This window comes from Limnospira platensis NIES-39, assembly GCF_026000695.1.
Classification (GTDB): Bacteria; Cyanobacteriota; Cyanobacteriia; order Cyanobacteriales; family Microcoleaceae; genus Limnospira; species Limnospira platensis.
This window is the reverse complement of record NZ_AP026945.1, coordinates 3,728,797-3,744,201: the sequence shown is the minus strand read 5'-3', so window position 1 is coordinate 3,744,201 and position 15,405 is coordinate 3,728,797. Positions and strand designations below refer to the sequence as shown.

At 37.4% G+C, this 15,405-nt stretch carries 14 protein-coding genes and 1 pseudogene; 6 read left to right on the top strand and 9 right to left on the bottom strand.

All coding sequences use genetic code 11. From position 1 onward, the window contains the following. Nucleotides 1-22 precede the first annotated feature (22 nt). The 8 genes and pseudogenes from N39L_RS18305 to N39L_RS18270 form a co-directional block, all read right to left on the bottom strand. On the bottom strand, nt 23-412 hold the full coding sequence (locus N39L_RS18305) for a hypothetical protein (protein WP_231851946.1): 390 nt from the start codon (nt 410-412) through the stop codon (nt 23-25). Nucleotides 413-1,052: 640 nt separating this feature from the next. After that, nucleotides 1,053-1,458: pseudogene (locus tag N39L_RS18300) on the bottom strand (DUF1064 domain-containing protein). Then, nucleotides 1,448-1,798: a hypothetical protein gene (locus N39L_RS18295; protein ID WP_014275979.1), complete on the bottom strand. Its 351-nt coding sequence runs from the start codon at nt 1,796-1,798 to the stop codon at nt 1,448-1,450. The pseudogene N39L_RS18300 and the gene N39L_RS18295 overlap by 11 nt, the downstream one beginning before the upstream one ends. Before the next feature lie 98 nt (nt 1,799-1,896). Next, nucleotides 1,897-2,361: a hypothetical protein gene (locus tag N39L_RS18290; protein ID WP_014275978.1), complete on the bottom strand. Its 465-nt coding sequence runs from the start codon at nt 2,359-2,361 to the stop codon at nt 1,897-1,899. 272 nt (nt 2,362-2,633) lie between these two features. Beyond that, on the bottom strand, nt 2,634-3,284 hold the full coding sequence (locus N39L_RS18285; protein ID WP_014275977.1) for a hypothetical protein: 651 nt from the start codon (nt 3,282-3,284) through the stop codon (nt 2,634-2,636). A gap of 80 nt (nt 3,285-3,364) precedes the next feature. After that, nucleotides 3,365-3,610, bottom strand: a complete 246-nt coding sequence (locus N39L_RS18280; RefSeq protein ID WP_035736356.1) for a hypothetical protein — start codon at nt 3,608-3,610, stop codon at nt 3,365-3,367. A 118-nt stretch (nt 3,611-3,728) separates the two neighbouring features. Beyond that, entirely contained in the window at nt 3,729-5,384 is a 1,656-nt protein-coding gene (locus N39L_RS18275) for a hypothetical protein (RefSeq protein WP_014275975.1), read from the bottom strand. 41 nt (nt 5,385-5,425) lie between these two features. Continuing rightward, a complete protein-coding gene (locus N39L_RS18270; RefSeq protein WP_014275974.1) occupies nt 5,426-7,456 on the bottom strand; it encodes a hypothetical protein in 2,031 nt (676 codons plus the stop codon). 78 nt (nt 7,457-7,534) lie between these two features. On the opposite strand from N39L_RS18270, the gene N39L_RS18265 reads away from it, so the two are divergent. From N39L_RS18265 to N39L_RS18240, 6 genes are all read left to right on the top strand, one after another. Next, nucleotides 7,535-8,329, top strand: coding sequence for a hypothetical protein (locus tag N39L_RS18265; RefSeq protein ID WP_014275973.1), 795 nt, complete (start codon nt 7,535-7,537; stop codon nt 8,327-8,329). A gap of 26 nt (nt 8,330-8,355) precedes the next feature. Beyond that, on the top strand, nt 8,356-8,703 hold the full coding sequence (locus tag N39L_RS18260; protein WP_014275972.1) for a hypothetical protein: 348 nt from the start codon (nt 8,356-8,358) through the stop codon (nt 8,701-8,703). Between the two features lie 66 nt (nt 8,704-8,769). Further along, nucleotides 8,770-11,301 (top strand): tail fiber domain-containing protein, encoded by a 2,532-nt coding sequence (locus N39L_RS18255; RefSeq protein ID WP_014275971.1) that lies wholly within the window; start codon nt 8,770-8,772, stop codon nt 11,299-11,301. 11 nt (nt 11,302-11,312) lie between these two features. Then, complete coding sequence (locus tag N39L_RS18250; RefSeq protein WP_014275970.1) at nt 11,313-11,669, top strand: hypothetical protein; 357 nt, start codon at nt 11,313-11,315, stop codon at nt 11,667-11,669. Continuing rightward, on the top strand, nt 11,670-11,924 hold the full coding sequence (locus N39L_RS18245) for a hypothetical protein (RefSeq protein ID WP_014275319.1): 255 nt from the start codon (nt 11,670-11,672) through the stop codon (nt 11,922-11,924). A gap of 30 nt (nt 11,925-11,954) precedes the next feature. Further along, entirely contained in the window at nt 11,955-12,827 is an 873-nt protein-coding gene (locus N39L_RS18240) for a DNA adenine methylase (protein WP_014275969.1), read from the top strand. A 1,034-nt stretch (nt 12,828-13,861) separates the two neighbouring features. Here N39L_RS18240 and N39L_RS18235 read toward each other — a convergent pair. Next, a complete protein-coding gene (locus N39L_RS18235; protein ID WP_014275968.1) occupies nt 13,862-15,319 on the bottom strand; it encodes a site-specific integrase in 1,458 nt (485 codons plus the stop codon). Between the last annotated feature and the right edge of the window lie 86 nt (nt 15,320-15,405).

Below are 15,405 nucleotides of genomic sequence, written 5' to 3'. Positions count from 1 at the left end.
TTTAGGGGGGATTTATTTGTGACTACATTAATCGCAGTAATTCAATTAATGCAATTAATACATTAGAATCAAGTTGTTTAACCTTGTTATAAAGACTCTCAAAGCTAGGGTCACAATCCAAAACCTTAGCCCCTTCTGTTAACCTTTCCTCGAAGGTTTTGTATTTTGCCTTTCCATTAAATCCTGCTTTATTTTTAGTTTTGGATTCAATGAAAGCGTCAATATCTCCGATTGAGTAAGTAGCGAAAGATTGATTGAATGGATTAATACATTCAATTTCTAAGATATTAGAAATATCAGAGTTTAAATTATCGTCTCCGATATTTCCCTCTAATATCCTGTCAGAAGGTCTGACTGATGATTGACTTAGATTTATTGTTGCTGTAAACATCACAGAACCGTCTGTAAGCATTGAGTCACTTTCGACTATTTTAAGCAATGCGAGTTCTGGAGATGTAGGGGTGTATTCTCGTTTTTTGCCGTTATATTCAGTCTCGTATTTTTCAATATAAAACCGTACAGCAATTAATTCTTTATCACCTTGGGAATAACTCCAATCCCTATCATTGAAGTTAGAAAAATCCCCTGATACACCTTTCCCGAATATCCATAAATGAGGTGACTTAATTCGGAATTATGCATAATCAACAATTAGAAAGGTTGCCGTTTCACCGGGCTTAACTGCACTGCAATAACTAAATTTATCGTCCTGTTTTTTGCCGTAATATCCGATACTCATGATTAATTATCCTTTGATGATTGATTATGACGTTTGAAATTTTTTTGCATACCTCCCAAAATTGAGGGTTACCAACAATTGATACTCGTAGGCTGCCTTCATTTGTCAACCTTGCTGTAGCGTGACCTCTGTAGTCCCCCCTAGGGCTATAACAACCCATATAGGAATAAGCTAAATCAAGGATTTCCTGGGTTTTATGTTCCTTTATAGGGGTTAGTATCCGGTAGGCTATTTGAGTGGTTTCTGACTCAAATAGGTGTGGGTTATAGGTGGTGTTTATTAACTCACCGTCAATGGAAAATAACCCTGTAGTTTATTCATTGTTTGCCCTTGGAATTTCTAAGTTGTTTAAAATCTCCTGAAACTCGTCGATATTGATAAATGAGATGCCTTGCCATCGGTAGGATGTCCCCCTTATAACAAACCAACACTGATTGACTAAGCCAGGATTAAGGTACTGCAATAACTGCATTTTTAGCTTAAATGAATCAGTTAATACTCCCTTAACTTCGATGTAACGATTAAAGAACGGACTATAAAAATCTGGAATCCAGGTGATATTTTTCCAAGGTTTTTTGTTTTCAATTAACGTTAGTTTAGGATGCACAATTAATTGATTTATCGTATTTTTGTAGAAGGTGATAAACCCGACAATCAAATACACTTGGAAAATAATAGCCGTCTATTTTTTTTCCTCTGGCATTGTATTTATTTTTCATTTTTTGGGTACACTCCGAAAGATGTATTAGGATTATCAGGTTCTCTATCCCCGCCGTTTTCGGCTTGATATATATTCCATTCATCCCTGTAGAACTCTAGGGCTTCTGTACAAATTTCCTCAAGTTTTTCAGGATGTAATGGGATTAATTTTTTAAGAATTTCGCCTATAAAATAAGCAATAAAATCCTTATCAAACTTAACTAAAGTTGATTGCCACATAAACCCCCTTACGCCTAAAATTGGAACTTTGATATATAGGGAATGACCGATATACATCAAGGGGGTTAACGTGATGTTTCGTAGGTTAAGCCTAACCTCGGACCAATGACGTGGTATCATGCTATAATTTCCTAATGCTTAGTGGCTACCGCTTATGTGCTTTTAAAATAGAGTCCCTCAAAAATTTACACATAAGCGGTTTTGTTTTTGGTGTGGGATTAATCTAACCAACTAGAAAATGGGTTGACTTCATTATCTTCATCCTCTAAATCACTCTCAGAGCCCAATAGATGGTCTTCTAGTGCATTAATATCATCCTGTATGGCTCCCGTAACCTTACGAGGCAGCTTTACTCCACCTGCTTTTAATAGCGTCAGGATTGCGTTGGTGACTCGTTTAAGTGTGGCAATCTCTGAATATGTCAGATAAAAGGTATTTGAGTTGATAATCTCCGACGTTTGGAGTTTGTTGGTCAATGATTGAATTAATGAAGTTTTGGGGTAAGGAAGGTAAGTATTAACCAATTCCAGAAACTTAGTAAATTGTTTAAACCGACTCAACGTCTCAATGTATTCTGTAGGAGTCAATACTTTATTAGTATTAACATTAGTTACATTTTCTACAGTTACGTTACCTTCAATTGATTTTGTAACTGTATAGTTACCTTGCTCTTTTGAATTCATGTCAGTGATTTAAAACTCATTGACAAAATCATTTTTAAAAAATACGATTGAGTTATTGAGTTTTAAATCACTGTATTTAATTAAAATCATCTTATTTGATTAGTTTATTTTTAATAAACATAAATTATACAATTTACACTTATTTATAAAATAATCAAATATCACATTAAGTATATATAGAATGTACAAATAATAACAAATACAAAAAACCCGTTAATCCTATTTTGTGAGTTAACGGGTATATACTTAGTAACAAGTAATCAATTATCGCTTTAGACGTAATTCCATCCCTTCGGATAATTCGCAGGGATATCGCCTTGTTTCTGGTTAGCTGCTTCAGTTCTACCTGTGGTTAGTTCTCCTAAACCGTCTAACGGATAATCATTTTTATCAGGTATTTGATACCATTTATGATGCGTCCTGAGTGATATTGGTTTCATAGTCCAATAATGCGCAAAAACATATAGTAAGCAGTTAATCGAGAAAATGTTAGGAACTTTTAAAGTAATAAACCGCAACTTTTTAGTACCGGAATTAGCTCCTGTTGTAGTATATTCCCGCCATATCCCTGGATTTGTTGGACGAGCGGGACCTTCCACAAAGACACGGTAAAATCCTGTTTTTTTACCGGTGTTATAACCTAAGCCAGCGGGGACTTTCCGCCTATTAGCGTTAGACGTTCCAGTATTACCTCTAGGGGCGGGTTTCCAAACAGTTAAATCTCTAACCTCTGTTGGTTCTAAGCCTTGACTGTTAGAGGATAACGTATGAAGCAGCAACATAGGCATTGGGATAACATACTTTGATGTCTTGTCTACTGGAGCCTCAACGTTTAGAGACCTCCCAAGACAGGTTCCCTTTGGTTGTCCTAGTTTAGCGACAAAATTGTCTTTATATTTATTGTAAGCATCATTTAATGGCATAATTTAACCTCATTAATTATCAAACAAAACCTTAGATAGGTAGACATTAACACTATTGTTGTCTACCTAGTCAATGAACCCTAGTCAACAAAAACAGCAATAGCTTCTACATCGATAGAGCCATCAGTAGCATCCAAAACATCATCAGTAGGGATTGTTAGGGATACCGCCACAGCTCCAGTCGCCATGTTGCGGGTATAAGCTGTAACTAATGTTGCCCCATTAGGGTTTCTAGTTGCGCTTAGTTGTATACGTTGAACTTGCTCGATAACTTCTAGCAATTGGTGTTCGAGAGTGGCACCGTTAAGAGTTACTGGACTAGCCATAATCATCACCTTTAATCAGTTAATACATAGAGCCTAGCATCATTAACTGAATTTGTCTGTTAACTATTTGATATATCAGAAGCTACATATATGTAGCATCTATTCAATGAAAACTACATTAAGCTGTAGTTGGTGGCTGACTCCCAGTTTTCATTTCTAACGACGTTCTAGTAGCTGTTCTGATTGCGTCATCTACCCACTTAGGTTTCTTCTCAAAATGTAAAGGAATTTTTACTTTAGACTTCCTAGGGTCTTTGTACATTGCCAAAACACTATTCTCTCCCATATCGATTTTGGCTTGTTCAAATTTATCAATTAATTCCCAGTTAAGTATTTTCACTTCACTGATATACATTTTGCTCTCTTTGATTCTTTTCGCATTTTCCCTACCGCCAAAACCTTTCCTTTCCTCAAATAGTAAAGGATAAACAATTGAGGAATTTGTTAATTGTACTAACTCCTTACAAATTCTTTCAGCGGCAGATTTAGAGCTTTCATTCACAAAAAATGAAAATTTCCTACCATTTCGCATATTGCAGGTTACTTTGATATTGCCTTTTGTGAACGCTGATTTACTAGGTTGAGTAAATATCCTTTGTAATTTATCCCAGGTTATTTCGTGTCTTTCTACTGATGGGAGTTCTATTTGAGTTTTTTGTAGTTTTGACCGTCTTTCCTTAGTCCAATATGGAGGTTTTTCGTAATTGTACAAAATGAAGGTTAACTGAATTTTTAAATTACTGCTATTCGGAACTTCAGAGATATCACCCGACCCTACAAATTGACCTATATCACGATTACCTAATATCTCAGTTTGAGCTAATGCGTTGGTTACATTTTCTTGAAGGTTTCTTAATGATGATACTAGTCTAAATCGCTCTCCACCATTTTCTACAACCGCGTTAACTAACTGTTGCTGTCTATTTTCCTCAATGCGTTGCAAGGCAATATATTCATCTAATCCTTGAGCAACTAAAATAATTGCTTCTTTACAGTTATCTGAGAATTCATCCCAGAATTCCTCGGAACTGTCTTGGTTCCATATAGTGTTAATATTTCCGTCATATTTTTCTGGTAATTTCTCCCTAGCGTCCCTTTTCTGTTTCCCAAAACTCCATTCTTCACCTTTTTCGTCACCCCACTTTTCAATCGTTCCTTTACCACCGGGAACCATCGAAACGATAGCCGTTGCAAGTGTTGAAGGACTTTTATCTAAAAACATTTTAACAACCCGTCTACCATGTTTAAACAGTTGCCATGCTATAGCTTTCATAGCCATGTTAAATGACTGTTTAACGTATGCACCGAAAGCTGTAGATACTTCCATAAGCATTTCAGGTCCCTTGCTTAAGGCAATGTGCATAGCAGCGGCTTTGTTGATAAATGCAATACCAATGGTAGGCAATACTCCACAAACTAATTTACCTGCCATATTACCCAAAAAACCGGCGGTAGTACTAATAAATTGATTAGCAATATTCATCATATTTTTGTCTATCTGTTCATCTGATATATTCCAGTTGAAATTCCAGAAACTATCCCAATTAGACGTGATAAATCGTGCTACTTTCTCAAAACTAAAGTTAGATAAAAACTTAGTAATTCCTTCCCATAACCAACCTCCAAAACTTTTGCCCCATTCAACAACTTTACCAGTTATTTTTGCCCATAGCTTGCCAAACCAACCCATCTCTTGAGTAGATGTTCTCTGAGCTAAATTAACTTGTCTAACGCCATTCCTACCTATACTGCTACGGGTTTGACGGCTAGACAAGCTACGAGTACTCCTTAGCATTCTTGCACTTCTGGCAACCATTACAAAGTCCCTCTTAGTGGATTATCGCCGTCTATTAACTCGGTTTCTATCTTGATATCAGGAAAGTCTTTTTTGAGCAATTCTTTGACTTTATTGGTTTCCTGTTCTCTAATCTCATCCTGTTTTTTCATTGAATCATATAACCGCGTTAAATCGGCTAATATGTCTTTTGATGGGTCATTACCATTAACTTGTAAAGTACCTTGCGCTCTAACTATTGAGAATATCTCCTTTATTTGATTTAAGGCTGTCTGTAGTGTTTCTTTCGCGTTCTTTTGATTAGTGATTTTAACTTTACTTTCGTTAGGTTCTAGTAGTTCCTCAAAATTATCAGCCTCTGGAGTAAACGCTGTTTTTAGTTTCTCGTATTTTTCCTCGGTTTCAAATCCTAAATAGTCTAATATTTCCGAGACTTCCCTACCAGCTTTAAAGGCTGCCGCGTGAGCCAAACCTGCTTCATGTAAACAGGTTAAAACAGCGTTTTGTGTCACTTGATGGGAGATGGCAATTTCCATTACCATCCCGAATATTTCAGCAATTGATTCAGCTAAGTTAGGTAATTTTATTTCGGCTTTTTCTTCTGCTTTTGTCATTAGATTGACATCATCAATCTCTACTTTAACTTCAAATTCACCCCATCTTTCGTCATCGATGTCAAATCGATACATTAACCATTCTGGTAATGTGTTTATTCGTTTAATTCTGTTCTCTGGATTATCAGCATTAACCGTGATTTTTTCAGGCATTTCAGCCGGAAAGGATTCAGGGTCTAGGAACTCGTAAATCCTTCTAATCATTCCACAGCATTCTTCATTCATGTCTGGTATTGTGATTTGACGAAGACGAACGTTTTCTGGCGGCAAATAATCTTTATCTTCAGAAAAAATCCATAGTTTATAGCTATAATTACGGGTGTTCTCCCAAATTCGTGTACCGTCTAAGGAGGTGTAGTTTAATCTAGTACTCGTAGGAAATACTGGATACCAGTATGTATTTTCATACCACCTACCTCGATAGGCGCCCCACAATACGTCAGACTCATATTCGTAGTATGATTGATGACCTCTATCAATATATGGAACTTCCCATAAATGTATATATTCTAACATTGCTTCCGGGTCTTTAGTCCAAACAGTTGTTACGTCTGTCCAGGTTGTGGCTGGAGTTAAACGGTAAAAGATAGACCCAAATAATGGACTAATCATAAGCCTATTTGGACCATTACATGAAGCGTTATATTCAGAGTTATAAAACCTATTAAAGCCACTTCCATATAATGAAACTCTTTCACAACCTGAATTCATATAGTAAGGTTTTAACGGGTATAACCTACGACGGTTATTAACATAATGATTATGTACAATTATCGGCTTTTCGTAATTGTACTCTGAATCATGCCATGATTCTTCCCACTCTATAAACACATCTAATCCAATCTTATTAAGTCTAAAATTTGACGTTGTTGCTTCTTGCTTTCTCCACCAATGGCTATTGATACTAGATGTTGCACTCTGAAGTCTACTATTTACTATTTGAGCAAAAATCATTAAATGCCATTTATCATTATTTTTAACAGGATAATCACGAGGGTTTGGCATTTCGTCCCCCAATTTTGGCGGTCGCCTTCCTTTATCATCATCTACCTCGTCACCGCTATTAGGACCGCCAAAACCTCTACCAGCGCCACCCTTTCCCCTAGGTTTTTTTCCTCCCTTTGGTTCATCTCTGTTTGGTGGTTCCTTGACAGTTGCCTCTTTTTTAATATCCTCTCTTTTTTTCCTTTCTTCAGCTTCTCTTTTTTTGTGATATTCATCTGCATCCCAGTATTCAGGAGCTACATATTTAGAATCACTTATAAATTTGTTTCGAGTATCTAATTCCCTCCCGTATGGGTCTCCAGTCCAACCTCGAAACGGGTCTCCTAGTTTACCGGGGTCATCGTTTAATCTAAAGGGAGCTGTGTCATATCTAACTCCCGAGCGAGGTCTAACCTTTGGTTTGTCTCTAATCGTCCGTCTGTCTCTAACCATATTAACGTTTTGTACTAAGTTTAATAGTATTATATGATAGTATAATTATGTTACTAAATCCATTAAATAAGGGAAATCATGAGAGGTGTTAAAAATATCGCGGCTCATATAAACGCTGCTAACTGGAGTAACGCCATAGAGTTATTTAACGGGACTATTTTAGAATCATTAATAACAGAAAGATATAAATATGATATCGGTATTTACAGCTATATATCATCGTTAAACGCTAGATGTTACACTCCCAGTATTGCACAATCACAAATCCCCAAAATTTACCCGGAAGATAGCTATTACCAACGGTGGGAAAAAAAACAGGAAGTGTTGCAGGGAGCGGTAGATTTACAAATATTTTATGGGAATATGGCAACAGAAAACGGGTTAAATTTAGGGATTGTCAAATTGCCATATTATGGAGGCATTCACACCGAAAACCTGTTAATTGAATTAATCACTAATCAAAACGAAGGTTTAGCAATTGATAGCAACTCAATAGTTAAAGCTAGGTGTTTAACTCAGTTACATAACAATGATTCTATTAATATTTTTGGCATGGCTGAATATCAACTCGATACAGTTCCTAAAACCCCTACATTGACACAACCCGAAAATTTTGGGGTGACAATAGGCAATACCCCCACGTTAGTTAGACCCTCAAATATTAATCGGTATAGGTTGCACTTACAAAACGTAGGTTCTGTAGGGGTATGGTTTTGTCACGGCGATATCAGTAACTGTGTACCTTATCAATGCCTATATTTACCTCCTAACGCTGGGTGGGATGATGAACTAAAATCAACAGCTTCTATCTATGCTATAACTGAGGATAGCGTAACCAATATTGTTGGGTTAGAACAAACAATAAATTGGTAAATTTTACTTTGATTTAGGAGTTTATTATGAGTTTCTCAGTTTACAGTTCTATTGTCAATTTAGACACTCTAAACATTAGCAGTAAAATACAGGGAACACCGACAACTACAGCGATAAGTTTGACTGCTAACACTATCACGGAAGTTGTGCCTATCAATGCTACCAGTAACGGTAGAACGGTGTTTGTAAAGAATCGGTCAAATACCAATGTACATCTAATATTTGACCCTACAGGTGATAGCGTGTCAGACGCTGCATTTTCGGTTAAGCCAGGTGATACCATCTCAATAACGTGGGGTAGAACTGAGTTACAGGCGATAGCAGAATCTAGCGCTAGTATCAGCGTTACAATTATCGAATATATCGATATGTAATCATCAAATGAATGGCTAGTATTAAGTTATTAGCCATTTATTTGATTACTCAATATAGAGGCAGTTATGACTAATTTCAACATTTACTCTAGTAAGTTTGGGCAATCAACCGATGACTTGCCAGAAGGTGAAGTTAATCTGTATTTAACTAATGAACGGATACAAGCAGTTATTGACTCCAATACTAATTTAGTCAAATTAACTCAGTTAACTTGGAATAATATTACTAATAAACCTGGCACTTTCCCCCCATCTACTCATTCCCATAGCTGGACTGAAATAACGTCCAAACCGTCTACGTTTACTCCATCAGAACATACACATACTATTGCTAATGTTACAGGACTTCAAAGTACATTAGACGGTAAAGAGCCTACTTTTACCAAAAGTACAGCATTTAACAAAAATTTTGGAACAACTATTGGAACTGTTACAGAAGGTAACGATGTCAGATTATCAAATGCTAGAACACCAACTAGCCATACACATACCTTATCTCAAATAACAAATTCAGGTAATGTTGCTGCCATTGATACAAATGGCAGTACATCTAACTATTTACGCGGCGATGGTGTTTGGGTAACACCTCCTAATACAACCTATTCTGCGGGAACTGGCTTAACTTTAGTAGGAACTGAGTTTAGAAACACCGCCCCAAACGTATCCACCAACCTCTCTACAAGCACTACAAGCAATACGTTAACCGTTAACAGTTCTGATGGTACTAATGCTGTATTACCTGGTGCCACGACTGCGCTTGCGGGTCTAATGACGGGGGCAGATAAAACCAAGCTGGATGGGATTGCGGCAGGCGCACAAGTAAATGTAGCAACTAATTTAGGAGTAACAGCAGGAACAACAGCAGGTCCTGTAGTTACATCATCAACAGGAACTAATGTTACTTTACCTACAGCTAGTGCAACTAATTCAGGGATAATTACAACTGGGAATCAGACATGGACAGGAGTTAAAACATTTAATTCATTAATTACCGGGTCAATAAGTGGAAATGCCGGAACAGCAACAGCACTTCAAACAGCAAGAACAATTAATGGAATAAGTTTTAACGGAACAGCAAACATCACCACAGCAAATTGGGGTACGGCACGGACACTTACAATAGGGAACACAGGTAAGTCTGTTAATGGTAGTGGAAATGTAAGTTGGAGTTTAGCAGAAATTGGTGCTTTACCAAATCTTTCAATAACTGTAACAGGAGATTGGAATGATGTGTTAACAACAGGTTTTTATCAAGGGAGTTCTCTTTTAAATCAAAGTCCGGGAGGTTCATGGTGTTTTTGTACTGTACAAAGACATAATGATTCTTGGATTTCTCAAACAATGATACCTTTTGGAGGAGAAGGTATTTATCAAAGAAATCGTGTAAATGGAGTCTGGAGTAGCTGGCAACAATTAGCTTTTACAAGCTCTAATATTACAGGTAATGCAGCAACTGCAACCACGCTTCAAACTGCTAGAACAATTAATGGGACTTCGTTTAATGGTAGTGCCAATATAACAATAACTGCCAATACTCCTAATACATTAACAAATGGTACGGGATTAACTGGAAATAATTTTAATGGGAGTACTGCCACAACATGGGCGGTTGCTTATGGCACTACAGCAAACACAGCCTGTCAAGGTAATGATAGTAGATTATCTGACGCTAGGACTCCCACAACGCACACACATTCAAATATTACATTAACTGCAGGTGATGGTTTATCCGGAGGAGGAACTTTAGCAGCTAATAGAACAATTAATGTAGATTCAACTGTAGTTAGAACTACAGGTAATCAAACTTTAACAGGAATTAAAACATTTAACATAACAAATAATCCAGTAACTTTTGAAGCTAATGAAAGTTTTCCTGATGGAAATATGCTTATTGATTTTAATGTTTGGAGGGGGTTTGACATCCGCCGGATAGGCTCTACTGCTGGTTCGGCAAGTTTAGTACTAAATAGTAGAGTTGGAGGAAATAGCTGGGCGTTTTCTCATCAAGGGAATTATTCTATGCAATTAGAAGCAGATAATAATCCTAGAGTATTTATATATCATGGTATTAATTTTCATCAAAGCGATTGGCGAGGTGCTCCTGACAATAGATATTCAATACAATTATATAACGGACAGACATATTTTATAAAGAGCTCAACTCTTTCATCATCTGGAGTACATACTAGATTTAGAGTAGGAGGCACAAATGTATCTTATATTAACGATAATGGAGACTACGTTAAAGGTAGCTCTGATATTAAATTCAAAACACTTTTATCAAAACCAACTCTAGGGTTAAGCGAAATTAACGCATTGACAGTCACGTGGTTTAAGTATAATGAACTTGCAGCATTTCATGGCTTTAATCCAAGTACAGAACAATTTGGGTTAATTGCTCAAGAAGTACAAAATATATACCCTAACGCAGTTGAAGTGGTTAAAAATGACCATACAGATAGTCCTGAAGTTGACGACAAAAAAATAGATTACTTAACAATCATGTATGATAAACTGATACCATTAGTGATTGCGGCAATTCAGGAATTATCAGAAAAAATCGACAAATTGGAAAATATGCTAAACACTCAACAATAAATTAACAGATAATGCCTAATGCACTTGATATATCTGAAAGTAATTGGTTTAAAGTTTATGAATTTAATTTCAGGATAGAAGATGATAGTACTCTACACGGTACTAAAAAATTGCCTGACATTTCTGGCAGTAAATTTGTTAGGATATTATTTGACGCTGACAGTGTACCCGTGTACTGGAAAATGGCAGGGTGGCTTAAGTTTTATGGTTACAATGATGTTAATCAAGCTATGTTAGTTAAAAGAGAAACTGTATGGCTTAATGAATATCAAATAATTGAATCACCGCCGTACAGCAATTTTTACGCTTCATTTTCTCCACTAGAAAGGATTAAATGGTTTACACTTCATTTTTGGAAATTAATATAAATGAACTTGGTAATAGTTGAATTAGGGTTAATTATTGTCGCGATTATTCTCAGTACGTTCATTACGCATACAGGAAACTTACTTATTGAGAATAGGTTAGACGGTATCCAAAATAGCCTAAATTATTTGATTAGATATGTTAATGATTTTATGCCATCAACAGTTTGTAAAAAACAGTTAGAAGATAAAAAGCAATCACCCCCTCTTCCAATTAACAGAGATGATATTGATGATGATGGTTGGAGAAAACCCTAACATCAATTATTAATTAATGAAATCACAACAATGAAACCTTTACTAAGTTATTACGGGGGAAAGCAACGAATAGGCTCTAAAATATTGCAATATTTCCCACCACATAAAATATATGTAGAACCTTTTGCCGGTGGAGCTACTTTGTTATTTTTAAAGCCATTACCTACCGTAACCAATCAACACGATTATAAAGAGTGCTTGAATGATACAAGCGACCTTTTAATCAATATGTATCGTGTTGCCCAAAAATACCCCAACGAGTTCACTAAAGAAATCAACGCGACGCTGTATAGTCAATCTGACCACATAAAAGCAAAAGCTATATGTAAACAGCCAGATGGCTACCCTGGTATCGAGAAGGCATGGGCGTACTATATCAATATCAGCCAAGGCTTCTCAAAAAGTCTTAACGCGGGTTGGAGTACAGGAAAACAAGGCTGCAATCAAGCGATAGTCTTTAAGAATAAAAAAATAGATATCAATAAAATTTTAAACAGGCTGCAATCTGTCCATGTTTCGTGTGAAGATGCAATCAGATGTATTGAAAGGTGGGATTCACCTAATACACTATTCTATTGTGACCCTCCTTATCCCGGTAGTACACAAGGCCACTATAGTGGCTACACGATAGCAGACTGGGAAAGGCTTTGTCACGTTCTGGATAACATAGCAGGCAGTTATGTAGTATCGAACTATCCGCAATCCATAGAACCTGCAACAGCCACCCAAAAAATAGAAATAAATACAGTTATGTCAGCTAGTCACAAGAAAGACGTAAAAAAGAAACGAACTGAAGTGTTATGGGTTAAAAGTAACTTAGACGGTTTTAATCAACTTCCTGAGTTAATTAACTCAGAGGCCTATAATTGCCTACTTAATACATGGAGTCAACCTAACAGCTAAACCCTAACAGATAACCCCTACCCCAATAACTTAAATGGCCCCCTATGGTTTCTGACTGTAGGGGTTCATTCATATTATCTGTTTTCAGTACCGAAAATACGGTATCGAAAATTATTTATATGCTTACCCCCCTAGTTTACCCACAATAAACACCCTAAGCCAAAACCTTAACCCGTCTATTAGGGGTAATCATCCTGTGCGGAACCCAGTACCCCTATAAATTGGAGGCTTGTCTAGCAGTATGTAGGTATCGGTTTCGATGGGGAATCAATTCCCTAGGATTATGTAAGTATCAGCGAGAGATAACGAAACAAGTCACCAGTTGAAAAGTTGTTTAGGGGTATCGGGTTGGTTCCGGTAGATGATAGTTCAGATTATGCGATCGCATTTTGTTGGTAGTGAGTAGGCTCCTCAATATTTCACCAATAATCTGACTCCCATAGATAACCGGATAGGCAGCCTAATATCTTTGTACATTGATAGGGGTATCGTTGTACATTGATAACCTAGTGGGTTCCCCCTACGGCTATCTACGGCTATCGTGTTGACTTGGAAGCATATCCCCCCCCTAACCGAAACAAGCACTATTGGGGAAACGAACGATGTGATAGCAGTCAATGGTTCGTTACGAACCGAAGGCTTGCCATTGACGGGTATCACGAGAGAGTTACCCTATCGGTGTTTGGTTGGGGGGAGGTATGAGTGTTTGACAGATTAATTAAGTTGTGCTTGTTGACTGAGTAATCATCCTATTGACAGAATTATTTTCCTGTGCTAGGACTAGATTGTGAGTAATATCTGAGTAACTCGATAGGATATAGGGGTTGAGTAATAACCCGCTATCGCTGTCAGGATAAGGGTTTATAGTTAATGCGGACGAAAGGACTTGAACCTAGTCTATAGGCTGTAACCCCTATTCTATCGTTACTTAGGTGTTACTCAAAGCCATAACAGGATCCATCAATCTGTAGCCATAAAATAACCCCTAGGGGTTTAGTCTAGGGGTGTTAATTTATGAAAGGTTGACGATTAGATTAATCTATCTGATAGATAACTCTGAGAAATGCCTTAGCTTCTGGAGTGTCAACATCAAACCCTAACGCTGTTAACCGTTCTATGGCTACGTTCAATGGTATAGGTAACTTAGAAACCCCTTTGAGGACTTCTAAGGTAGCGTCAATCCCTTCTGTTTTATATTTACTCTCATTGACGATTGTACTATGTCCCATAAGCCTAGCCCGTAACTCGATAGGCAGTCCATACTTCTCACCCAGTAGGTTATATAGTCGCCTGAAAGCGTATTTTTGAGTTACAGGACATTTCATAGATGCAAGCCTTCTATCAAATAAACCATTAAACCCCCTAACTATCGTATGAGGTAGGCTACCCGCCCTAGGTGTGTATTTTGGTAGCAATGGTTTTTTTAATTCCAGAAATTTAAACATATCAAGGCTAGGAATAGGGGCTACAATCCTACCTCCTGTCTTGATGCTAACCTTTCTGCCTTCTGAGTCAGTAAAGTAAGTGTAATCTCCTAACACCAAGTAATTATCCTGATTATCAGGGTCTGATAGTGCTTTGATGATTACGCCATCTTCAGTTACAAATGACTTAGTTAAATTAACAGCAGCGGCTATTTCGGTGGGTCTTAACCCATACATTACTGCCATGCCTGTTACCCATAGCCAAGCGTGTCTTGATGATTGATGCTGTGGATTTCTGATGGTGTAGGCTTCTTTTTTGGTATTAATCCACCAATCTTTAAACACGTCAACAGATAACCGTTGTTTCTTTTTAAATTTCGTTTGTTTGGGATTAATAGGTTCAAGCTGTTTAAGCAAGTGTTCTTTGTTAGGTGATTTCTTAGCGATGGCTTTTAAGATGTAGTAACGCTCTTTGAAGGTTTTAGAGCCTATCAGCTCCTCTCCGTTCTGTAGAGGGGTATACAACATAGCCTTGAAACCCTCCCAGCTAGGATATTCATCCCAGTTAGGGAACAGTTCAAAAAAGACCCCTTTACTTTGGTGATAAGATGTCAGGTCACTTACCACATCCCGGGAGCGAGGGCGACCTGTATTGCGGTTGTACCCGGCAAAATACTCATCTTCCAGTTGTTGGAATATTTCCCGGTAGGTTATCAGATTATCCTCAATCTGATTCTTTCCTAGAATAGTCGTATCATACCAATCCCAGAACTCACTAGTGCTAGTGATAGTCCCTAGGGCTTCTGATACCAGTTTAGCTTTCTTAACCCCGTCTATCACCCCTTGGGGTGTACACTCAAGGTTAGCCGCCTTGGGTAGCCGTTTCCCGGTAGGTGGTTGCTTAAACTGCAATAGTAGGTTGTACCTAGCCCCGGACTTTTGTAGTTTGAGTGTCACTCCTTTGGGACATTCCCCTTTAAAGTCTTGATAGGCTTTCAGGAATCTAGCGTAACTCTCATCGTAGTTGCCCTTTCCCCCTACTGTAGGGGTATCAGTAGCGTTACTCATTTTTTACTCACTTGTTATCCTGTTATGGCTTTGAGTAACACCTAAGTAACGATAGAATAGGGGTTACAGCCTATAGACTAGGTTCA